Below are 20,138 nucleotides of genomic sequence, written 5' to 3'. Positions count from 1 at the left end.
CAGATTACCTGGCCTCGAAATCCGGATGAGACTCTTCGAGCTTTTCGTCAACTGCCCCAAATGCCTTCTCGATATTCCCTCGGCAGTAGGCGTCGATGGCATTGCAAATCGGGAAGAGGGGATGCGTGCCTAAGGCGCCAGGGTCATTTTTCTCGTAGATATAACGCCACTCTACGAAAACCTTGTCATATTGCCGTAGTCCGTAGGCGATATCGCCACTGTATCCTTCATTGATGGCAAATGCCTTGATTGACTCTTTAGCTTCGTCTGGCAGATTTTCGTACAGTTTGCTGAGATGATGTCCTTGTCCGCCAGGTGCGATTTTGAGAGATTCATCACGTCCTTGGGATATCGCAATTCCGCCAGGCAGTTCGTCCTCTTCATCGAGAACATAAGTCATCGTTGCGTTGATTGACTTTAAAAATATTTCCGTGGCGAGACAGATGTTGATCATTCCTGGCACGAACAGATTACTCTGCTTCGAGTCAATTAGCTTTCGCCCCGCTTCACCAAATGCCAAGCCTTGATGGTAAATAGTACCAAGGCAGCGATAAGTCACCACGCGCTTATAAACTGAAGTCACTAACGAATCCTTTTGTTGGTTTTGGGGCGGTCAATATGGCAGGCCAAACGTCTGCGGGAGGTTTTATTCAGGCGTAGCTGTTAACTCGCGCCCAAACGCACGCGTCCCAGCCTTTCGTGCAAAGGTTGTCAACGAGCTCCTTGCATAACCACCAGTGGCTTGATAGATCATCTGGATTGACGTCGTATTCTTTAACCTCAATCTTTTTGTAGATGTCCTGAATATTGCCAGGGAGGCTCTCGAAGGGTGTTTCGGCCGTGCGAACCAAGTGAGTTCTATTCCCTTCGTCGTTGAAAGAAGCGTAGAAAAATACTTTCATGGCTGATCCTTGCTTTTGGTTGGCTTTTTTTTTGCAATTCATGATCTGGGAAGTTGTTACAGAACTTCAATACATATCATGATTTAAGCGTTAGCAAATGTTACGCGGTGTTCCGCTTCTGGCGTCGAATACGTCTGTATTGGTTTTCGTTGTTTCTGATATGTAGGAACTATCCTTCAGAAGAGTGCACCGTAAGGTGTTCTTAGCGAGGTAGTAACCATCGTTTTTCCTGGTCTTCTTCGCAAGCCAAGTCCGCGGGTTTTGAACATCGCTTCGAAATGAATTTACCGGCGGTCCGGCCGTTCGGAATTACTGCCGCTGGCGGGACTCCATTCATCGAGGAATATCTATTTCTCAATGGCGGTGAACACCGCCCGAGGCAGATGCAATGACGTCGTTCGAAGAATTCAGGGCTACATCCCATGAGCTTCTCAAAGAGCTGGACGCCGCGACGATAAAGATGATGATGCTGGTCTCTGCGAAAGAGGTATCCGGTCCTTTTTGGGAGGACGCTGCCCAGCGGCATCATGACGCTGTAGATGCCTGGCATTCCTTTCTCAATATTCCGACGGGTTTCGTGTCGGATCCGCCTCTGCCCTAAGAGTCAGGTTTTCACCGGTTATTTCGCTCGACATTTCGCGCCATACAGACTGCGTATGGTGCGCAGCTGACTGATATGCTGCGAACACCAGCGAACGTTAACAGGCTAAGTGCGACGTTGCTCTATCGTCTGCCAATGGGCAGCTAGAGCTCTATCTCGCCTTTATCGACACGGCAGGTCGTCCAATTCGTGCTGGAAACTAAGGAAGGATCCCCGATGCGAGAATTTGAGCTCATTAAGTCCGTTCCAGTCCCCTCAAGGTCCGGCATTACCCATCTTTACAACCCGATGAACCTGGCGGACGCTTTTGCGGTTCGGCTCCCTGCGGGCACATCCAGCGATCCGGATTTGCTAGCTCGATTCATTCTTTCACACCAGCCCTCCTGGATCGGATGGCTCCTGACAGTCCGGGACACTATCGTTGCCTGTTTTGGCCTGAAGACAGCCAGACATCTGGCATCGCTTGCCAATCGGGTTGGCGTCTTCAAGGTCTACAGTACAAACCAGACTGAAATCGTGTTGGGAGAGGACGACAAGCACCTCGACTTTCGGATATCGATCCTGTGTTCTGAAGAGACGGAGCCAGAAGGCAATCGCCAACTGGTGTTTTCAACCGTGGTTCAGTGCCACAACCGTCTTGGCCGGGCCTATATCTTCGTTATCGCCCCGTTTCATCGCTTGGTTGTCAGGGCCAGCTTGCTCCGTGCAGCGCGCGTCGGTTGGCCTCTGGCTACCTGCGCCTCAGAGCGCAGTGTCCCCGTGTAGATCAGTTTCCAACGGGCACTTCGCCAGTTAGACACGCAGCCGTTAGAAGATAATGAGCATCGGTGGTCCTGACCTGATAGCGTTGCGGGAAAGGAGCATGGGTGTGTGCAGAGAATGGGCAAACTGGAACCGTTAATGCCGTACAACTACATGAACGGCCGCTACCTGGTCTTCAAAGGCAACGGCAACGATGGGGCGCCTTTGGGCAGGATTCACCAGGACGGAACCGTTCGAAACCTGCAGGGTGAGCCGCTCTACTACATAAACATGGACGAACATGCGTTCTGTTCGATGGACTTTACCTTTCAGGGCAATATACAAAAAATTCGCGACACGTTTTACGTGCTCGGCGACAGAACGCTGTTCACGTTTTCCGAGATGAACGTTAAACCACTGGAAAACGAAACCGAGGAGCAGGCGCTTCACAGGGTGTTCAAAAAGACGGCGATAAACCTGGCAAGGCAAATCGTTCAGGCGAAGAACGAGATGGCGCAGGAACGGATAGAGATGGCCATGTCCGATTCAAACCCTTTCCGGCGTTTCCGTGCCTTCTTCACGAGCCGAGCCCGCAGGGAGCGAGCATCACCAGGTTGGCGTCGCGGTGAGTTAGAAAACGATCATGAGTTCAAATCGAGGTCTGTCGCTGTCTCCTCATCATCACTTGCGCCAATGAGCTTATGGGCAACAGATGCAAGGACCAGGCAAACGCGGCCATACAACAATTACGCGACGGTCCGGTTACAGGTGAACTCCTATTACGGTCTGTCCCTGGCTTTCCGCTTTCCGCCGATCAAGGTGGGTTGTACTGCGTCACTCGCAGAAGCTCCTCGTCGTAACCCACGTTGGGAAAACATCCCCTCCGTCTATACCCCGCGTTTCTAGCCGCGGTAAATCTCAAGAGCGCGGTGTGCTACACACGCCTTCCAATTCACTGGGATTCATATGAAAACGCTAGTCTTTGCACTCTCGCTGGTCGCACTGGCAGCCTGCATGCCCTATAGGACAGTCACCTCGCCAGATCCAAACTGGATGCGTCTGGGTGGATATGAGCCTGAGGGTTATCCAAGGACGTTTGTTGAGACCTGGGAGGGCAAATGCTATGCGGTTACCGAGGCATGGTTCAAGAGCGCAATCAACGGTCGTACTTTGTGGACCAAGCGGCAGTCTCACGAGGCTGTTACCTGTCCATAGGCGCCCCCGGAAGCAGGTTGGAGGGTCCGGGATCCTGCAATCATGAGGTGCAGGCGATCAAGCCGTTGAAACTTCAACCATTACGAGACGATCTTCTAAGCATCGGCTAACAGGAGATCAGGTATGAAATGTTATCTATGCGGGCTGGAAGCACAACAGTCCGAAGAGAACCAAGGTGGTGAGCTCGTCAACTGCGCTGACTGCGGCACCTACAAGATTTCAGGCCTTGTTCTGAAAGAGCTGGGGGCCAGGAAATTCGATTATCCGAAAATGCGCGATGATCTGCACCGCCAGCGGCAGTTCAACGCTACGTCTGTCGCGGAGATCAATACCGAGACGGCCATTTGGACTTGAGCGTGGCGCTGCCTGGCGATTCATCGCAAGACCCCGATCAACTTTAAAAAGCGCCAAGGCAATGCCAAAGAAACAGCCAGATGACAAAACGACAGCGAGTGCTGCCGAAATCGAGCGATCAATTCTGGCGCTCAACAACATGGCTGAGCGCCTGTGGGGTGATGGCCGGGAAGCGGAAGCCGAGGCGCTGTTAAAGGCGCTGGATGCGTTAAACCGTGCGCTTGATCGCATAAGGATCGGGGAGAGTCGCAGAGTGCTTCACTGAAGCCTGGCGTTGGTGCTGGGCCTTCTGGTTTGTTGTGCGTTGCTCCTAACCGAATTTCCCACCCACCTTGAACTGCTCCGTCGCCTCGATCAAAGCACTGACAATCCCGGTTTCCGAAGGTGAATGCCCGGCATCATTGATCACGGTCAGCACCGAGCCTGGCCACGCTTTATGCAGGCGAAAGGCCGAGTTTGGCGTAGCAATCATGTCGTGCCCGCCCTGGATGATCCTGCACGGCAGATGGGTAATCGCCGCGATGTTTCGGATGAGCTGATCTTCCTCCAAGAATAGCTGGTTCTTGAAGTACCAGGCATCCAGGCATCCCATGCCAGTGCTGGTCTGATCGTCTGACGCTTGTTCTTCGACGCCGTCAGGGTCATGCCGCAACAGCGAACAACTGGCGGAGTAGCGCACCCAGCAGCGAATGGCTTCCACGCGTAGGTGCTCGTCGTCACCGGTCATGCGGTCCAGATAGGCTTTCAAGAGGTCGTGGCGTTCGGCTTCGGGAATGAAATTCACGAAGTCTTCATGAGCGCGGGGAAAGAAGCGCCGCATGCCGTGGATGAACCAGTCGATCTCGTCGGCTGTGCCCAGGAATACCCCTCGCAGGATGAAGCCAAGGCAGCGTTGCGGATGCGTCTCGCCGTAGGCCAAGGCCAAGGTGGTGCCCCACGAGCCACCGGTGATCAGCCAACGATCGATTTCCAGATGCTCCCTTAACGCCTCGATGTCGTTGACCAGCGCTTGGGTAGTGTTGTCGCGCAGTTCCGCCAAGGGTGTCGAGCGAAGGGCGCCGCGCTGATCGAACAGTACGATGCGGTAATGATCGGGATCCCAGAACTGTCGTTTGGTCGGCGGAGCGCCTTCGCCGGGTCCGCCGTGGAGGTAAATCACCGGTACGCCGTCGGGGTTGCCGCTTTCTTCCCAATAAAGCGTATGCAGATCGTCGACGGGCAGCATGCCACTGCGCCGAGGCTGCTCGATAGGGGGAAATTGGCTGTAGGTAATCTGGCGGGGGGCATCCATTGGGCGGCTCCTGATGTATGTGTTGTCCAGCAAGGTCTCTTTCAGTTTCGGAAAGAGCCGCCTGCCGCAAGTTCACACGCGGCGTCGGCGCACAGGACAAACGGAAGGCGCATAAGTTATTGATAAAGCGGGAATAAACGGCCGTTTGTCGGGCCAGGCAATCGTTGTCGCTCAGTTCGCGGTCATTGCTAAGAACACCGCAAGCACGAGGAACCGGCGATGCCACTGGAGCCTGATGAATATGAAGAGCTGTTCGCTCGGCCAGAATCAGCTTCCACTGAGGGTGGGGACGTTGATCTTGATTGCTTGGTCATCGGCGCCGGCCCCGCTGGATTGACCGCAGCCGTTTACCTGAGTCGATTCCACCGGCAGGTCCTGGTCGCCGACGGTGGGCGCAGCCGTGCGAGTCTCATTCCACGTTCCCATAACTATCCGGGTTTTCCACCGGGCATTTCCGGCACGGACTTGCTCGCCCGGCTGCGAGAGCAGGCGTTGCGTTACGGCGCGATCATCGAATCAGGGAGGGTCAAGCGCCTGCTCAAGCACCGTGCAGGTTTTGTTGCGCAACTCAACGGCCGTGAACTGGTTGCGCGTCGCGTGGTGCTGGCGACCGGAATCGTCGACACGCTGCCACACATGGAGCGGCCTTACGATGCGGTTGCGCAATCGGTGATCCGACTTTGCGCGATCTGTGATGGTTACGAAGTCAACGGCGACAACGTCGCGGTTTATGGCGAGGCGAGCTGTGCGATCAATCATGGATTGTTTTTGCGAAACTTCACTGACCGGGTAACGGTATTGATTCATGGAGATAGCCAGGCTTGCGAAGAAGCCGTTGCGGTAGCGAGGCATGCCGGTATTTGCTTGGTAGCCGATCGTGTCGAGCATATAGAGGCTGGCAGCGATCAAGTCCAGGTTGAAACGTGCAAGGGCGAAAGCCTCTGCTTCGACATTGTGTATCCGTGTCTGGGTTCGCAAATATGCTCCGAACTCGCGGTGCAACTCGGTGCCGAAACCGACGAGCAAGGTGCGCTGGTCGTCGACCCGCACCAGCGCACCTGCGTAGAAGGTCTGTATGCGGTTGGAGACGTGGTCAATTCGCTCAAGCAGATCAGTGTCGCTACCGGCCAGGCGGCAATATGTGCGACGGCGGTGCATAACAGCCTGGAAGTGCGTTTATGGGATCGAGCGCGTGACAAGAAGATGCCTTTCGATTCGGCTTGAGCTTGCACCAGGCGGCGCTACTTGGTCGCTGGGAATCTCGTCGGTTCCACTCGACACCCAACCGGAACACTGACGCACCTTGGCGTATCTACCAACAACACAATCGGAGCGCCTGGCAGTGGATGTGTACAGGATCGAATTCGAAAACGACCGTTGGACACTTTATAAATCCCATGGCTACAAACCGATCCTGCAGGCTGACAGCCAAGGTGAGTTGATCGACCATGTGCTTGCCTTGACGCGGGGGGAGGGTGTCGTGATTCGATTCATGGGGAACAGCGGCCTGCGAGAATTGAGGCTGGGGAACGTGCGGGACGACGTACCGTAGAACCACGTATTGATTGAACTGCCAGCGCCCTGATGTGCCCAACCTGTTATCAACGAGAGGGCAAACCCATGACCGACGAGAAGAAAAAAGAACAACCCAAGGACGACACGCCCGCCCACTCCACCGAGCAGGAGCGTGAGCGTTTGAAGGACTTCAACAAAGAGGGTATTCCACCGGGCTCTTCGTGATCGGCCTCGGGAATTGCGCACTGCCTCGGTGCGGATTTACACCCCGTTAGACGGAGGCTGGCGGCGCAGACGTTATCAGCGCCGCCAGCACAACTTGCCGATTATTCCACCATGCAAATCCAATGATGATCCTCCCTGTAAGGCGCTCGGATAAACGCCACGTCGGATACCAGCACCATCCCACGCTTCTGAAGTGCTTCGGTCAGTTGTACGAGTGTCTCTGCTTCGATAGTCATCGCTGTTACCTCGTCAGATTACTGCGTTCATAATTGTTGACCGAACGCCTTGACGGGTAATTCATTTTTTCTGACGCGGTTATCGAGCAGGGCGAAGACGAAGTACGTCGAAAAAAAAAGCCCTACAGCAATGTAGGGCCTTTTGTTACTTCACTTCTTCAGATGCTCGCGAACATCATCGGCCACCGGCCCAACAGCCTTGACCGCTGCCTTGAGCTGCTCTTCGGTCACGCCGAATTCTTTCGCCCAGTATCTCAATTCCCAGTCTTCGGAAGTGTTGATGCGGTTCCGGTCCTGGGGTCCGCGATTGCTCAAGTCGTCAGCCATTGTCGAGTTCCTGTGAAAGGCCTGGAAACGCCAGGCGACACTCAATGGACCATCAGGCGGGGCTGTTTGCGCCATTTTTATAGGGCGCTGCGGCTGAGCCGGTAATCAGAGACGCATGCCTTTGAGCGGATTCCAGCCTTGCTCGCCTTTGATTTCCTTCAGGTAGTACGCATAGTTGGTCATGAGCGCATACATCATCGACATGGCGATGTTCAGACCCATGCTCAACGGACGCGGAAATTCCATGCCGATGATGGCGAAAATCACGCTCAATACGATGTTGATCGCCAGGAAGATTCCGAGCAGCGCCAGGTTCTTTTTCCACAGGCCCAAGACAAACAGGTAGATAGGACCAAAGAAAAACGCGATCACGTTGGCGTTGATCAGGATTTTCTTTTTGAAATCCGGCAGGGTCTTGACGGCTTCCTTGTAGCGCGGGTCGTTTGGCGCGCCGTAGGTATCGAAGAAGTCGAAACGTTCCTGCCATTTGGCGCTGTATTTTCCGCTGCTTTGTATTTGTTCAGTCGTGCTCATTTTTCGCTGCTCCTGGTGTTCCATCAAAGAGATCGTTCTTCCGAGAATCCTGCGCTATTTTTCTTGGTCTTTTGGCTAATGCGCTTTTGCTGCCCGCTTTATAAGCGTTCGCGCGCAAAAATACCGCAACAGTTGCTTAAATGGCTTTCTGATCTGTGATGGGCATCACGCTGGTCTTGCGAGGGCAGGCGGGAAGTTCACGACGGCGCTGGAAACCGCAAAGGCAGGTCATCCTGAATCGCCCGCTCAATCAAACGGGCGACGGATTTCATCCAACATTCGGGACACACTCAGAGCATGGCATCTGCAAAAGCGTGGTCAGGGACGATTGTCAGAAAGTGCAGCGGCATCTGCTGTTCCGTTTGCGTCGCTGGCAACTCAAGACTGCCAACTATCTGGCTTTGAAGCGCGCTCAACCGCATCGACTCTTCTTCCTTTAATTTTGCCATTCTCGCGTGGTTCGCTGCGATTTCATTGAGAGTTGACACGGTACATCTCCGGTGGCTGACCAAGCGTTGAGAATTTGCTGCCGCGCCAGAAAGACGTCGTCCTGCGCTGCGTACAAGGTCCGCTGCAAACCTTGAGCCAGACGGGCCCGTGTCATGTGCGCGACTTGTCACAGGCGACCAGTGGCAAGTTTCGGCGCCTGTCGGGGCGGCAGCGTTCCAACCATGCCTCAGGAATAAGTCACTGATACGACAAAACCGGGTCAATTGCCGCCTGATTGCTTGGTTCAGGGCGGCACCGGGTGCAGGTAACCGACACGCAGCGTGATATGGAACTAATATCACCGTTAGTCTCTATATCTTTACAGGGACTCTTCCCTTTTTTGAGAGTACTGCCATGTTCAAATCGCGCTCGTTGATTGCTGCAGTAACCTGTTTTGCCTTGGCGGCGGGCCCTGGCCTTGCTGTCGCGGACCCGGGCAATGGCAAGGGAAACGCTCAAGTCGATCAAGGTCAGGGACAAGGAGGCAAGGGCGGGCAGGGCAACAAGGGCGGCCAGGGTAATGGCAATAAGGGTAACCAGAGCAATGCTGGCAATAAAGGCAACCAGGGAAGCAAAGGCAACCAGGGCGGTGGCGGCAGCGATTGGCATAACGGGCCGAGCATCGACCGTGGCGGTGTTCTGGGGGTGATTGGCGGTTATCGCGATTACTGGAGCCCTGGCCCGGCACTGCCGCCAGGTATCCAGAAGAACCTCGCCCGGGGCAAGCCGCTGCCCCCCGGTATCGCCAAGAAGCTCGACGGACGTTTGCTGGGACATCTGCCGCGCTATGACGGTTACGAATGGCAGCAGGTCGGTACCGACCTGATTCTGGTGGCGATCGCCAGCGGCATCATTTACGAAGTGCTCAACGGTGCCTTCGACTGATCTGCTGCTTGAGTGCAATGGCAATCGCTTCGGAGTGCCAGGCAGATAAGCAAAACTTCTGTGGGAGTTGTTCCCAGATTTCGCATCCACCCCGCTCCAACATTTTCCGAGTTGTTCTCAGATTTCGCATCCACCGCAAATCCCCGGTGGGAGCGAGCCTGCTCGCGAAAGCGGAGTGTCATTCAACGTAGGCGTTGGCTGACCCGACGTCTTCGCGGGCAAGCCCGCTCCCACATTTTCCGAGTTGTTCTCAGATTTCGCATCCACTACAGATCCCCGGTGGGAGCGAGCCTGCTCGCGAAAGCGGAGTGTCAGTCAACGTTGATGTTGGCTGACCCGACGCCTTCGCGGGCAAGCCCGCTCCCACATTTTCCCGAGATGTCCTAAGGTTTCGCATTCACCAAAATCTCCTGTGGGGTTGGCTCCCACAGGTTTTGTATCAGCTTTCCAACTGCCGCAGGCGTTTGTACAAGGTATTGCGGCTCACGCCGAGGCGTCGTGCCAGGTGGGAAATATTGCCGCCGACGGCCTGCAACTGGCGGTTCAGGTCTTCGGCGTCGTTCAGGTCTACTGCCAGCGGTTCCGGTGTTTCCACCGGCTCCATTTCCAGGTCGACAAAAAAGTCATCGGGCAGATGTTCCGGGCGGATCGGTTGTTCTTCGGCCATTGCCAGGGCCACTTGCAGCACGCTGCTGACTTGCCGCAGGTTGCCCGGCCAGGGGTGGCGTTCGAACAGCTCCAGGACTTCGCGGCTCAGGCCGGCCCATTGGGTCGGCTCGCGGTGGTGTTCCCAGAGGCGCTTGAACAGCGCCTGCTTGTCGCTGCGTTCGCGCAGGGGCGGCAATTCCAGGGTCAGACCGCCGATGCGGTAGTAGAGGTCTTCACGAAATCGCCCCAGTTGCACCTGTTCGCGCAGCGAGCGGTTGGTGGCGGAGATGATGCGGATGTCCACCGGGAACAGCTCGGCGCTGCCCACCGGTTGCACGCAGCGTTCCTGCAAGACCCGCAGCAAGCGGGCCTGGGTCGGTAGCGGCATGTCGCCGATCTCATCAAGGAACAACGTGCCGCGATCGGCCTTGCGGATCAGGCCGATGCTGCCCTTCTGGTTGGCGCCGGTGAAGGCACCTTTTTCATAACCGAACAATTCCGACTCGACCAACTCGGCGGGAATCGCCGCGCAGTTGACTGCGATAAACGCCTGCTTGCAACGCGAACTGGCCTGGTGCAAAGCCTTGACGAAGACTTCTTTGCCGACGCCGGTCTCGCCGTGGATCAGCAGCGGAATGTCTTTCTCCAACAGGCGCTCGGCCTGGCGCACAGCTTTTTCCACCCTGCTGTCACCGAAGTGCAGGGTGTTGAGGCTGATGGTGGTATTGGCAGGGGCGGGTGCTGGCGAGGGGGTCGTTTCGGCAAAGATGCGCGGCTTGACCGACACCTGCTTCGGCCGCTTGAGCAGGCACTGGAACCGATTGCGCCCGGACGCCTGCAAGGCGAACGGCAGGCCGTCGGGCTGGTTGAGCAATTCCATCAGCGAGACCTTGAACAGGCTTTCGATGCTTACCCGCGACAGGCTGAGGCCCAACAGGTTGTCGGCGCGGCGGTTGGCCGAGAGCACCTGGCCGCTCTCATCGAAAATCAACAGCCCGGCCCATTGGCTGTCGAGGTTGTTCAGTCCGGTGTTGAAGGTGAGCTGGAAGTGTTCACCGCGAAACAGGTTGAGGATCAGCCGGTTCTCCACCGTCTGGCTCATCATCTTGACCATGCCCAGCGTGTGGGACGGCGGCAGGTAGCTGTCGCTGGAGACGTCCAGCACCGCGATGACCTTGCGCTCGGCATCGAAGATCGGCGCGGCGGAGCCGGTCATGAAACGGTTGGCCTTGAGGAAATGTTCATCGTGTTCGATGTGCACCGCCTGTTCACAGGCCAGCGCGGTGCCGATGGCGTTGGTGCCGGTGCAGCGCTCCATCCAGGTCGCTCCGGCGCTGAAACCGTGGGCCAGCTTCGGTTCGATGAAGCGTTGGGTGCCCCAGGAGGTCAGCACCTGGCCCTGGTTGTCGGCCAGCATGATCAGGCAATTGGAATTGCTCAGGATGTTCTCGTAGTAAGGCAGGACTTCCTGGTGGGTGGTCTGCACCAGTGAATGCTGGCTTTCCAGTAACTGGGCGATGCCCTCGGCCGGCAATGGGTCGAACGCCGGTACGCTCTGGTGATTGAGGCCAAAGGCGCGGCAACGGGACCAGGAAGCCTGAATGATGGCTTCGTGGGACAAGGCAGGAGCTGGTGCGGCCATGGGGCACTCTCGCAGGTGCTGTTTTTATTGTTGTGGCAAGTCTCGCACAGAGTCCTTGTGCTGGGGCAGGCCCAAACACTACATATGTGTTCGGCCACAAGGGATATCGTCAGGCCAGCTGGTAGCGTTCATTCAGTGTTGTTCAATATTGTTCATTGTCAACCGGCTCGTTGTTCAATTGTTCATCCCTGATTGTTCACTTCTGTTCAGCAATGAACGCCAGTTTTACCGTCGATAGCAGAAAAACAAACAGAATCAATAGCTTGTGATTTCTGGCACGGCTTTCGCTTTTGCACTCAGGTCGCTTGACTCCAAATAATAAAAAGGCCGAGCCATGTCATTACAGCTTGAGCACATCTGTCGCACCGTCGAAGGCCAGACCTGGATCGACGATGCCAATCTGAGTTTCGAACCCGGATCCTTCAACGTTCTGCTGGGCCGCACGCTGTCCGGCAAGACCAGCCTGATGCGCCTGATGGCCGGTCTGGACAAGCCCGACAGCGGCCGCATCCTGATGAACGGCGTCGATGTCACCAAACGGCCGGTGCGGCTGCGCAATGTGTCGATGGTGTACCAGCAGTTCATCAACTACCCGACCATGACCGTATTCGAAAATATCGCCTCGCCGCTGCGCCAGGCCGGTATTTCCGAAGAAATCATCCAGGGCAAGGTCCTGGAAACCGCGAAGATGCTGCGGATCGAAAAATTCCTCAAGCGTCATCCGCTGGAGCTGTCCGGTGGTCAGCAGCAACGGACCGCCATGGCCCGTGCGCTGGTCAAGGACGCCGAACTGATCCTGTTCGACGAGCCGCTGGTGAACCTCGACTACAAGCTGCGTGAAGAACTGCGCCAGGAAATGCGCGAGCTGTTTCAGGCTCGTCACACCATCGCCGTCTACGCCACCACCGAGCCGAACGAAGCGCTGGCCCTGGGTGGCACCACGACGATCCTGCATGAGGGCCGGGTGATCCAGAGCGGCAAGTCGTCTTCCGTTTATCACCAACCGCAAACCGTGCTGGCCGCCGAGCTGTTTTCCGAACCTCCGATCAATCTCATGCCGGGACGCATTGCCGGCAATGAAGTCAGCTTCGCCAACTTTGTGCACTTCCCGCTGAACGTCGACCTGCGCCCGGTGGGCGAGGGCGAGTTCCGTTTCGGCGTGCGTCCCAGCCATATCTCCCTGGTGCCGAGCAACGATGACGACCTGGAACTGGCGGTGACCGTCGAGGTGGCCGAGATCAGCGGTTCCGAGACCTTCCTGCACGTGCGCAACGAACACTTCCTGCTGGTCCTGCATTTGCCCGGCGTGCACGAATACGACGTCGACGCGCCGATCCGCATCTACATCCCGACCCATAAATTGTTTGTCTTCGATGCCCAGGGCAAGCTGGTCCAAGCCCCAGGGCAACGTATCGCGAGGGTTGCCTGATGGCCGAAATTCGTTTGCAGAACCTCGCCCACAGCTACACCAGCACCCCGGCGGGCCCCGAGGACTACGCGATCCGCGAGATGAACCACATCTGGGAGCAGGGCGGCGCCTATGCGCTGCTCGGGCCTTCGGGTTGCGGCAAGTCGACCTTGCTCAACATCATTTCCGGCTTGCTCAGCCCTTCCGAAGGGCAGGTGATGTTCGACAGCAAAGTCGTCAACGAACTGTCCCCGGAGCGGCGCAACATCGCCCAGGTGTTCCAGTTCCCGGTGGTCTACGACACCATGACGGTGTTCGACAACCTGGCGTTCCCGCTGCGCAACCAGGGCATGGCCGAGGCGCGGATCCACACCAAGGTGCAGGAAATCGCCGAGGTTCTCGACCTGCAGAGCCTTTTGGACAAGAAGGCCCGCAACCTCACCGCCGATGAAAAACAGAAAGTCTCCATGGGCCGTGGGCTGGTGCGCGACGATGTCTCGGCGATCCTGTTCGACGAGCCGCTGACGGTGATCGATCCGCACCTGAAATGGAAACTGCGGCGCAAGCTCAAGCAGATCCACGAGCAGTTCAACATCACCATGGTCTACGTCACCCACGACCAGTTGGAGGCCTCCACCTTCGCCGACAAGATCGCGGTGATGTACGGCGGCCAGATCGTGCAGTTCGGCACACCGCGTGAACTGTTCGAGCGTCCGAGCCACACCTTCGTCGGCTACTTCATCGGCAGCCCCGGCATGAACCTGATCGAGGTCCAGGCGCAGCCCGGTGGCGTCGGTTTCGCCTCGACCCACTTGCCGCTGTCCGAAACCCTGCAGCGGCGTGTCGCCGACGCGCAAGGCAAGAGCCTGAAGGTCGGCATCCGCCCGGAATTCGTGCATGTCTGGGACGGCCCTTACGACGACGCGATGCGGGCTGACGTGGTGCACGTCGAAGACCTCGGCACCTACAAGATCCTGACCCTCAACCTTGATGGCGCACCGCTGAAGGTCCGCCTCGCCGAAGACAAGCCTGTGCCGGAAGGCACCGCGTACATCAGTTTTCCGGGTCAATGGCTGATGGTCTATGCCGATGAATATCTGCTTGAATCCGCAGGCGAGGTGCAGCCATGAACAAGGTGCAGAACAACAAGGCCTGGTGGCTGGTGTTGCCGGTGTTCCTGCTGGTGGCCTTCAGTGCCGTGATCCCGATGATGACCGTGGTCAACTATTCGGTGCAGGACATCTTCGACCAGTCCAGCCGCTACTTCGTCGGCGCCGACTGGTACAGGCAGGTACTGCTCGACCCACGGCTGCACGATTCGCTGTTGCGCCAGTTCATCTACTCGGCGTGTGTCCTGCTGATTGAAATTCCGCTGGGCATCGCCATCGCCCTGACCATGCCGACCAAGGGCAAGTGGTCGTCCCTGGTGCTGATCATCCTGGCGATTCCGTTGCTGATTCCGTGGAACGTGGTGGGCACCATCTGGCAGATTTTCGGGCGCGCCGACATCGGCCTGCTGGGCTCGACGCTCAACGCCATGGGCATCAACTACAACTACGCGGCCAACACCATGGACGCTTGGGTCACGGTGCTGGTGATGGACGTCTGGCACTGGACTTCGCTGGTGGCACTGCTGTGCTATTCGGGGCTGCGGGCCATTCCGGACGTTTATTATCAAGCGGCGCGAATCGACCGGGCGTCGAACTGGGCGGTGTTCCGGCACATCCAGTTGCCGAAGATGAAGAGCGTGCTGCTGATCGCGGTGATGCTGCGCTTCATGGACAGCTTCATGATCTACACCGAGCCGTTCGTCCTCACCGGCGGCGGGCCGGGCAACGCCACCACGTTCCTCAGCCAGACCCTGACGCAGATGGCTATCGGTCAATTCGACCTGGGCCCGGCGGCGGCGTTTTCCCTGGTGTACTTCCTGATCATTCTGTTGGTGTCCTGGCTGTTCTATACCGCCATGACGCACTCCGACGCCAACCGTTGAGGCCCGCACAATGAGCAAGAGAAAGCTGATTCCGCTTTTGATCTACATCCTGTTCCTGCTGGTGCCCATCTACTGGCTGCTGAACATGTCGTTCAAGAGCAACACCGAAATCCTCGGTGGCCTGACGCTGTGGCCACAGGATTTCACCTTCCAGAACTACAAAGTGATCTTCACCGATCCGAGCTGGTACACCGGTTACCTCAACTCGCTGTACTACGTGAGCCTGAACACGGTGATTTCCCTGGCGGTCGCGCTGCCGGCGGCCTATGCGTTCTCGCGCTACCGCTTTCTTGGCGACAAGCATCTGTTCTTCTGGCTGCTGACCAACCGCATGGCGCCACCGGCGGTTTTCCTGTTGCCGTTCTTCCAGCTGTACTCGTCCATCGGCCTGTTCGACACCCATATCGCCGTAGCTTTGGCCCACTGTCTGTTCAACGTGCCGTTGGCGGTGTGGATCCTTGAAGGCTTCATGTCCGGCGTGCCGAAAGAAATTGACGAGACCGCCTACATTGACGGCTACAGTTTCCCCAAGTTCTTCGCCAAGATCTTTATCCCGTTGATCGGTTCCGGCATCGGCGTCACGGCGTTTTTCTGCTTCATGTTCTCCTGGGTCGAGCTGTTGCTGGCCCGGACACTGACCTCGGTGAATGCCAAGCCGATCGCGGCGGTCATGACCCGCACGGTGTCGGCGTCCGGTATTGACTGGGGCGTGCTGGCGGCGGCAGGGGTGTTGACCATCCTGCCGGGCATGCTGGTGATCTGGTTCGTTCGCAACCACGTGGCCAAGGGCTTTGCCCTGGGCCGGGTCTGAGGAGTCGATGATGGAATGGATGAACTGGACCGCCCCGACGGCGACGTTTTTTGGGGTCATTGCCTTGCTGCTGGCGGGCATGACGACATGGGAATTGCGTTCGCCGAGTATCCCTCGGCGTGGTTTCCTGCCGATTGCCACGACCCGTGGCGATCGGTTGTTTATCGGTCTTCTCGGTAGCGCCTACCTGCACCTGCTGGTGATCGGCGTTACCGACTGGAGCATCTGGATAGCGTTCGCGTTGTCTCTGGTGTGGCTGTTGGCAGTGATGCGGTGGGGCTAGTCGCGAAAGTTCGACGACGATCAGGCTCTTAAACCCAAACAGGAGGTCTCTATGTTCGATAAAAACAATAAGCTGCGACATAGCGTTTCATTGGCAGCCATGCTGGCACTCAGCGGGCTGAGCGCTACGGCCTGGGCCGACGCCTATGAAGACGCCGCGAAAAAATGGATCGGCAGCGAATTCAAGCCGTCGACCCTGACAGCCGAGCAGCAGCTCGAAGAACTGAAGTGGTTCATCAAGGCCGCCGAGCCATTTCGCGGGATGAAAATCAACGTGGTCTCGGAGACCATCGCTACCCACGAATATGAATCCAAGGTACTGGCCAAGGCTTTTAACGAAATCACCGGGATCCAGCTGACCCACGACCTGCTCCAGGAAGGCGACGTGGTGGAGAAGCTGCAGACCCAGATGCAGTCCGACAAAAACATCTACGACGGCTGGGTCAATGACTCGGACCTGATCGGCACGCATTTTCGCTACGGCAAGACCGAGTCGATCACCGACCTGATGGCCAACGAAGGCAAGAATTTCACCTCGCCGACCCTCGACCTCAAGGATTTCATCGGCATCTCCTTCACCACCGCGCCGGACGGCAAGGTCTATCAACTGCCCGACCAGCAGTTCGCCAACCTCTACTGGTTCCGCGCCGACTGGTTCGAGCGTGCCGACCTGAAGGCCAAGTTCAAGGAAAAATACGGCTACGAGCTAGGTGTACCGGTGAACTGGTCGGCCTATGAAGACATCGCCAAGTTCTTCTCCGAAGACGTCAAGGAGATCGACGGCAAGCGCGTCTATGGCCACATGGACTACGGCAAGAAAGATCCGTCCCTGGGCTGGCGCTTCACCGATGCCTGGTTCTCCATGGCCGGCGGCGGTGACAAGGGCCTGCCTAACGGCTTGCCAGTGGACGAGTGGGGCATTCGCGTCGAAGACTGCCATCCGGTCGGCTCCAGCGTCACCCGTGGCGGCGACACCAACGGCCCGGCCGCCGTGTTCGCCACCACCAAGTACGTCGACTGGATGAAGAAATACGCGCCACCGGAAGCGGCGGGCATGACCTTCTCCGAGTCCGGTCCGGTGCCGTCCCAAGGCAACATCGCCCAGCAGATTTTCTGGTACACCGCTTTCACCGCCGACATGACCAAGCCGGGCCTGCCAGTGATGAACGCCGACGGCACGCCGAAATGGCGCATGGCGCCGTCGCCACGCGGTCCGTATTGGGAAGAGGGCATGAAGCTGGGCTATCAGGACGTGGGTTCCTGGACCTTCATGAAGTCGACGCCTGAGAAACAGCGCCTCGCGGCCTGGCTCTACGCGCAGTTCGTGACATCCAAGACCGTGTCGCTGAAGAAGACCATCGTTGGCCTGACGCCGATTCGCGAATCGGACATCAACTCCCAGGCGATGACCGACCTGGCGCCGAAACTTGGTGGCCTGGTGGAGTTCTATCGCAGCCCGGCCCGTGTGCAATGGTCGCCAACCGGGACCAACGTGCCGGACTATCCACGCCTGGCGCAACTGTGGTGGAGCCACATCGCCGAAGCGGCCAGTGGCGAGAAAACCCCGCAACAGGCTCTCGACGGGCTGGCCAAGGATCAGGACGCGATCATGACGCGTCTGGAACGCTCCAAGGCCCAGGCCACCTGCGCACCTAAGATGAACCCTGAGCGCGACGCGCAATACTGGTTCGATCAACCGGGCGCACCGAAGCCGAAACTGGCGAACGAGAAGCCTAAAGGCGAGACGGTCAACTATGCCGAACTGCTGAAATCTTGGGAGGCGGCGCGTAAGTAAATCTGCACCCGCAATGAAGAAACGGCACCGAAGGGTGCCGTTTTTTTTGCCCCCGGTTCTGAAGTAAACCCAATCCCCTGTGGGAGCGAGCCTGCTCGCGAAAGCGGTGTGTCAGTTCGCCCCGATGTTGAATGTACTCGCCCCTTCGCGAGCAGGCTCGCTCCCACAGGGGGATTGTTGATCTAGCCCGCCTTGGCCGGGCTTGCCTGGGCGTTTCCGGCCACCGGGGATGGGCGGGTATGCATCAACGCATCCAACGCCTGCCGATACGTGCGGCCCGCCAGGCTCATGCTGTTGTTATGCGTGGCGCCCGGCACCAACAACAAACGCTTGGGTTCCCGGGCGGCATTGAACAGCTGCTCGCTGAAGCGTGGTGGTACGTAGCGGTCGGCGGCGCCGTGCACGATCAGCAGCGGCATGTTGATCTCGCCGATCTTGTCGATGGAATCGAACTTCTGCGACAGCAGCCAGCGTACCGGCAGGGAAGTGTTGGCCATGGCGGTGGCGACATCGCCCAAGGACGTGAAGGTCGATTCGATGACCAGGCCTCGGGCGGGCACGGTGGTGCCATTTTTTGCCGCCTCCTGACCCAGCTCCGCCGCAAGATCCACCGCGACGGCACCGCCCAGGGAATGGCCGTAGATCAGGCGCAGGGCCGGGTCTGGTTGCAGCACCGCAAGACGTTCCCAGGCGATTCTTGCATCCTCGTACACGCTGGCTTCAGAGGGCAACCCCCCTTGGCTTTTGCCAAAGCCACGGTAATCGATCGCCATGACCGAATAGCCCAGCGCCCGCAATTGCTGGATGCGAAACAGCTGGCCGGTCAGGTTCCAGCGCACGCCGTGCAGGTACAGGATGGCGGGCGCGTTCTTGCGTTCGGCCGGCCACCACCAGCCGTGGATATTTTCCCCGGCCTTGAAGCTCTTGGGCTTGAGGTCGAACTCCTGCACGCCGCTGGGAAGGCCACTGAACCAGCTCGCCGTCCCCGGCTCGATGCGAAACACCAGCTCGCGTTCCTTGTGCTGCAACACCGCGCAGCCCACCGGCAGGCCGACCACCATCGCGGCCATGAACAACCAGGCCAGCCAGCGTTGCCTGAGGCGAGAAAGTAAGGATGAAGGCATCGACGCGATTCGCTACTCGGGGACAGAAGCTGCGTTTTAGCAGATTCCTCGGAGGGCGCGCAGGGATTTCGGACGGTTTGCCTGTGGCGCGGGGCTTCATGCAACCCGATCGAACTCTCGCCGTTTCGCCCCACTCGAAATTCAATACTCAACCCTGTCGAGGACGATGTCATGACGAGCGAACATTCGAAAACATCCAGCCAAGTCGGCAACAATGCGCCAGCCAAGGATGCTGCCGGCGACCCGGTGGACGTCGTGGAACGCGATGTGCGCCACCCGGATCCAGCCACTGACAAAGTCGACAAGACGATCACGCCCAAGTCGATCAAGAGCCATGAGCAGGACGCTGAAAAATTGCGCGACAAGGTCGGGCAGGTGGAGAAAAAGCTCGGCCGCTGAGTGGCGACTGTCATTCGTCAGAAGCCCGCTTTGCATCGCTGGAATTTGTCCCATCCGTGTGCCTTACTCCCTGTTCCTTAGGGGGAGGGCAACGGGATGCGACGTAGAAGCGCAGCGTATTGGCTGTGGGTGAACCGTCGGCTGGCGGGGCGCAACCACGAAGAGGTCCTAGAGGACGGCACGCAGGTCGAGGTCCAGGCGCGGATCAACCAGCAGAGCGTGACGCAACTATTCATCTGTGTTTATCGGCCGAACGGATCCGTCTGGGTCGAGGAATTCCATGATCGCGCGTTGCGCGAACCGTTGTGCCAAGCGCTCGAATGGGGCTTGGCCCGGGCCGGGGACATCGTCGCCGGTAGCGGATGTTTCAAGGCGCCCCACAAGATTCAGATGACCCTTGGGCCATTGATCCGCGACGAATGCACCCTGGCCCTGAGGCGCATGGACATGAGCGATGAAGAGCGCCGCAACCTCAAGATCCGGGATGCCTGGGCAGAGTACGTCCACGCCAAGGAAGCGATGCTGGCGCTGATGCGTTCGGCCCGGGTCGAGGCCGACGTCTGGGAGACGCAGAAGCGTCGGCTGTGCGAAGCCATTGATCGGCGGGCCTCCCTGGCCCGAGCGTGCCTGGGCAGTTGAGGAAAGCGGAGCACCGTTATCCCTGTGGGAGCGAGCCTGCTCGCGAAGGCGCCCGGTGAGTCGACATCATCATTGACTGACG

General features: G+C 57.9%; 23 protein-coding genes. 15 read left to right on the top strand and 8 right to left on the bottom strand.

The annotated features are described in order from the left end of the window. Positions 1-4: 4 nt before the first annotated feature. Together J3P84_RS18070 and J3P84_RS18065 are read right to left on the bottom strand one after the other, a co-directional pair. Positions 5-583: a hypothetical protein gene (locus tag J3P84_RS18070; protein WP_434624903.1), complete on the bottom strand. Its 579-nt coding sequence runs from the start codon at positions 581-583 to the stop codon at positions 5-7. A gap of 67 nt (positions 584-650) precedes the next feature. Next, positions 651-902, bottom strand: a complete 252-nt coding sequence (locus tag J3P84_RS18065) for a hypothetical protein (RefSeq protein ID WP_434624901.1) — start codon at positions 900-902, stop codon at positions 651-653. A 388-nt stretch (positions 903-1,290) separates the two neighbouring features. Between J3P84_RS18065 and J3P84_RS18060 the strand changes: the two genes are divergently transcribed. The 5 genes from J3P84_RS18060 to J3P84_RS18040 all read left to right on the top strand — a co-directional run bounded on the left by J3P84_RS18060 (position 1,291) and on the right by J3P84_RS18040 (position 4,078). Continuing rightward, positions 1,291-1,503, top strand: coding sequence for a hypothetical protein (locus J3P84_RS18060; protein WP_305495793.1), 213 nt, complete (start codon positions 1,291-1,293; stop codon positions 1,501-1,503). Between the two features lie 216 nt (positions 1,504-1,719). Beyond that, complete coding sequence (locus tag J3P84_RS18055; RefSeq protein WP_434624899.1) at positions 1,720-2,268, top strand: DUF2867 domain-containing protein; 549 nt, start codon at positions 1,720-1,722, stop codon at positions 2,266-2,268. Between the two features lie 135 nt (positions 2,269-2,403). Continuing rightward, a complete protein-coding gene (locus J3P84_RS18050) occupies positions 2,404-3,150 on the top strand; it encodes a hypothetical protein (protein WP_434624897.1) in 747 nt (248 codons plus the stop codon). Positions 3,151-3,582: 432 nt separating this feature from the next. Further along, entirely contained in the window at positions 3,583-3,813 is a 231-nt protein-coding gene (locus J3P84_RS18045) for a hypothetical protein (protein ID WP_434624895.1), read from the top strand. 61 nt (positions 3,814-3,874) lie between these two features. Next, the gene (locus J3P84_RS18040; protein WP_434624893.1) at positions 3,875-4,078 is read left to right on the top strand and encodes a hypothetical protein; all 204 of its coding nucleotides are present in this window, start codon (positions 3,875-3,877) and stop codon (positions 4,076-4,078) included. A 45-nt stretch (positions 4,079-4,123) separates the two neighbouring features. Here the strand turns inward: J3P84_RS18040 and pip are convergent, their stop codons facing one another. Further along, complete coding sequence (gene pip / locus J3P84_RS18035; RefSeq protein ID WP_434624891.1) at positions 4,124-5,104, bottom strand: prolyl aminopeptidase; 981 nt, start codon at positions 5,102-5,104, stop codon at positions 4,124-4,126. Between the two features lie 219 nt (positions 5,105-5,323). Between pip and J3P84_RS18030 the strand changes: the two genes are divergently transcribed. Further along, positions 5,324-6,328, top strand: a complete 1,005-nt coding sequence (locus J3P84_RS18030) for an NAD(P)/FAD-dependent oxidoreductase (protein ID WP_434624889.1) — start codon at positions 5,324-5,326, stop codon at positions 6,326-6,328. Between the two features lie 902 nt (positions 6,329-7,230). Here J3P84_RS18030 and J3P84_RS18025 read toward each other — a convergent pair. The 3 genes from J3P84_RS18025 to J3P84_RS18015 all read right to left on the bottom strand — a co-directional run bounded on the left by J3P84_RS18025 (position 7,231) and on the right by J3P84_RS18015 (position 8,429). Then, a complete protein-coding gene (locus J3P84_RS18025; protein ID WP_434624886.1) occupies positions 7,231-7,407 on the bottom strand; it encodes a DUF3606 domain-containing protein in 177 nt (58 codons plus the stop codon). A 105-nt stretch (positions 7,408-7,512) separates the two neighbouring features. Next, complete coding sequence (locus J3P84_RS18020; protein ID WP_434624884.1) at positions 7,513-7,941, bottom strand: DUF2628 domain-containing protein; 429 nt, start codon at positions 7,939-7,941, stop codon at positions 7,513-7,515. Between the two features lie 290 nt (positions 7,942-8,231). Next, positions 8,232-8,429, bottom strand: a complete 198-nt coding sequence (locus tag J3P84_RS18015) for a hypothetical protein (RefSeq protein ID WP_305495781.1) — start codon at positions 8,427-8,429, stop codon at positions 8,232-8,234. A 355-nt stretch (positions 8,430-8,784) separates the two neighbouring features. Here J3P84_RS18015 and J3P84_RS18010 point away from each other — a divergent pair, with 355 nt between their 5' ends. Then, on the top strand, positions 8,785-9,315 hold the full coding sequence (locus J3P84_RS18010; protein ID WP_434624882.1) for an anti-virulence regulator CigR family protein: 531 nt from the start codon (positions 8,785-8,787) through the stop codon (positions 9,313-9,315). Positions 9,316-9,754: 439 nt separating this feature from the next. Here the strand turns inward: J3P84_RS18010 and J3P84_RS18005 are convergent, their stop codons facing one another. Then, the gene (locus J3P84_RS18005) at positions 9,755-11,605 is read right to left on the bottom strand and encodes a sigma-54-dependent Fis family transcriptional regulator (protein WP_434624880.1); all 1,851 of its coding nucleotides are present in this window, start codon (positions 11,603-11,605) and stop codon (positions 9,755-9,757) included. Between the two features lie 334 nt (positions 11,606-11,939). Between J3P84_RS18005 and J3P84_RS18000 the strand changes: the two genes are divergently transcribed. From J3P84_RS18000 to J3P84_RS17975, 6 genes are read left to right on the top strand one after another with little or no spacing between them, the layout of a single operon-like run. Next, positions 11,940-13,034, top strand: coding sequence for an ABC transporter ATP-binding protein (locus tag J3P84_RS18000; RefSeq protein WP_305495775.1), 1,095 nt, complete (start codon positions 11,940-11,942; stop codon positions 13,032-13,034). Beyond that, positions 13,034-14,143 (top strand): ABC transporter ATP-binding protein, encoded by a 1,110-nt coding sequence (locus J3P84_RS17995; protein WP_434569134.1) that lies wholly within the window; start codon positions 13,034-13,036, stop codon positions 14,141-14,143. Before J3P84_RS18000 ends, J3P84_RS17995 begins: the two co-directional genes overlap by 1 nt. After that, positions 14,140-15,006, top strand: coding sequence for a carbohydrate ABC transporter permease (locus J3P84_RS17990; protein WP_305495771.1), 867 nt, complete (start codon positions 14,140-14,142; stop codon positions 15,004-15,006). The genes J3P84_RS17995 and J3P84_RS17990 overlap by 4 nt, the downstream gene beginning before the upstream one ends. A 10-nt stretch (positions 15,007-15,016) precedes the next feature. Continuing rightward, a complete protein-coding gene (locus tag J3P84_RS17985) occupies positions 15,017-15,817 on the top strand; it encodes a carbohydrate ABC transporter permease (RefSeq protein ID WP_305495769.1) in 801 nt (266 codons plus the stop codon). 10 nt (positions 15,818-15,827) lie between these two features. Further along, a complete protein-coding gene (locus J3P84_RS17980) occupies positions 15,828-16,100 on the top strand; it encodes a DUF2160 domain-containing protein (protein WP_305495766.1) in 273 nt (90 codons plus the stop codon). 51 nt (positions 16,101-16,151) lie between these two features. Beyond that, positions 16,152-17,894 carry an ABC transporter substrate-binding protein gene (locus tag J3P84_RS17975; RefSeq protein ID WP_305495764.1) on the top strand — a complete coding sequence of 581 codons (1,743 nt, stop codon included), beginning with the start codon at positions 16,152-16,154 and terminating at the stop codon, positions 17,892-17,894. Between the two features lie 182 nt (positions 17,895-18,076). Here J3P84_RS17975 and J3P84_RS17970 read toward each other — a convergent pair whose 3' ends face one another. Then, a complete protein-coding gene (locus J3P84_RS17970) occupies positions 18,077-19,018 on the bottom strand; it encodes an alpha/beta hydrolase (protein WP_434624875.1) in 942 nt (313 codons plus the stop codon). A gap of 171 nt (positions 19,019-19,189) precedes the next feature. Here J3P84_RS17970 and J3P84_RS17965 point away from each other — a divergent pair, with 171 nt between their 5' ends. Beyond that, a complete protein-coding gene (locus J3P84_RS17965) occupies positions 19,190-19,417 on the top strand; it encodes a hypothetical protein (protein WP_434624873.1) in 228 nt (75 codons plus the stop codon). 96 nt (positions 19,418-19,513) lie between these two features. After that, a complete protein-coding gene (locus tag J3P84_RS17960; protein WP_434624871.1) occupies positions 19,514-20,056 on the top strand; it encodes a hypothetical protein in 543 nt (180 codons plus the stop codon). Positions 20,057-20,138 lie beyond the last annotated feature (82 nt).

The sequence above is a fragment of the Pseudomonas sp. Z1-29 genome (genome assembly GCF_051131995.1).
Classification (GTDB): domain Bacteria; phylum Pseudomonadota; class Gammaproteobacteria; order Pseudomonadales; family Pseudomonadaceae; genus Aquipseudomonas.
The sequence above is the reverse complement of the archived record's forward strand: the minus strand, read 5'-3'. Positions and strand labels throughout refer to the sequence as shown.

Coding starts and splice junctions, on each gene's coding strand:
- J3P84_RS17990 (WP_305495771.1), top strand. CDS start 14,140: ATGAACAAGGTGCAGAACAACAAGGCCTGGTGGCTGGTGTTGCCGGTG.
- J3P84_RS18055 (WP_434624899.1), top strand. CDS start 1,720: ATGCGAGAATTTGAGCTCATTAAGTCCGTTCCAGTCCCCTCAAGGTCC.
- J3P84_RS18065 (WP_434624901.1), bottom strand. CDS start 902: ATGAAAGTATTTTTCTACGCTTCTTTCAACGACGAAGGGAATAGAACT.
- J3P84_RS18030 (WP_434624889.1), top strand. CDS start 5,324: ATGCCACTGGAGCCTGATGAATATGAAGAGCTGTTCGCTCGGCCAGAA.
- J3P84_RS18000 (WP_305495775.1), top strand. CDS start 11,940: ATGTCATTACAGCTTGAGCACATCTGTCGCACCGTCGAAGGCCAGACC.
- J3P84_RS18025 (WP_434624886.1), bottom strand. CDS start 7,407: ATGGCTGACGACTTGAGCAATCGCGGACCCCAGGACCGGAACCGCATC.
- J3P84_RS18050 (WP_434624897.1), top strand. CDS start 2,404: ATGCCGTACAACTACATGAACGGCCGCTACCTGGTCTTCAAAGGCAAC.
- J3P84_RS18020 (WP_434624884.1), bottom strand. CDS start 7,941: ATGAGCACGACTGAACAAATACAAAGCAGCGGAAAATACAGCGCCAAA.
- J3P84_RS18045 (WP_434624895.1), top strand. CDS start 3,583: ATGAAATGTTATCTATGCGGGCTGGAAGCACAACAGTCCGAAGAGAAC.
- J3P84_RS18005 (WP_434624880.1), bottom strand. CDS start 11,605: ATGGCCGCACCAGCTCCTGCCTTGTCCCACGAAGCCATCATTCAGGCT.
- pip (WP_434624891.1), bottom strand. CDS start 5,104: ATGGATGCCCCCCGCCAGATTACCTACAGCCAATTTCCCCCTATCGAG.
- J3P84_RS17980 (WP_305495766.1), top strand. CDS start 15,828: ATGGAATGGATGAACTGGACCGCCCCGACGGCGACGTTTTTTGGGGTC.
- J3P84_RS17960 (WP_434624871.1), top strand. CDS start 19,514: ATGCGACGTAGAAGCGCAGCGTATTGGCTGTGGGTGAACCGTCGGCTG.
- J3P84_RS17985 (WP_305495769.1), top strand. CDS start 15,017: ATGAGCAAGAGAAAGCTGATTCCGCTTTTGATCTACATCCTGTTCCTG.
- J3P84_RS17970 (WP_434624875.1), bottom strand. CDS start 19,018: ATGCCTTCATCCTTACTTTCTCGCCTCAGGCAACGCTGGCTGGCCTGG.
- J3P84_RS18060 (WP_305495793.1), top strand. CDS start 1,291: ATGACGTCGTTCGAAGAATTCAGGGCTACATCCCATGAGCTTCTCAAA.
- J3P84_RS18040 (WP_434624893.1), top strand. CDS start 3,875: ATGCCAAAGAAACAGCCAGATGACAAAACGACAGCGAGTGCTGCCGAA.
- J3P84_RS18010 (WP_434624882.1), top strand. CDS start 8,785: ATGTTCAAATCGCGCTCGTTGATTGCTGCAGTAACCTGTTTTGCCTTG.
- J3P84_RS17995 (WP_434569134.1), top strand. CDS start 13,034: ATGGCCGAAATTCGTTTGCAGAACCTCGCCCACAGCTACACCAGCACC.
- J3P84_RS17975 (WP_305495764.1), top strand. CDS start 16,152: ATGTTCGATAAAAACAATAAGCTGCGACATAGCGTTTCATTGGCAGCC.
- J3P84_RS17965 (WP_434624873.1), top strand. CDS start 19,190: ATGACGAGCGAACATTCGAAAACATCCAGCCAAGTCGGCAACAATGCG.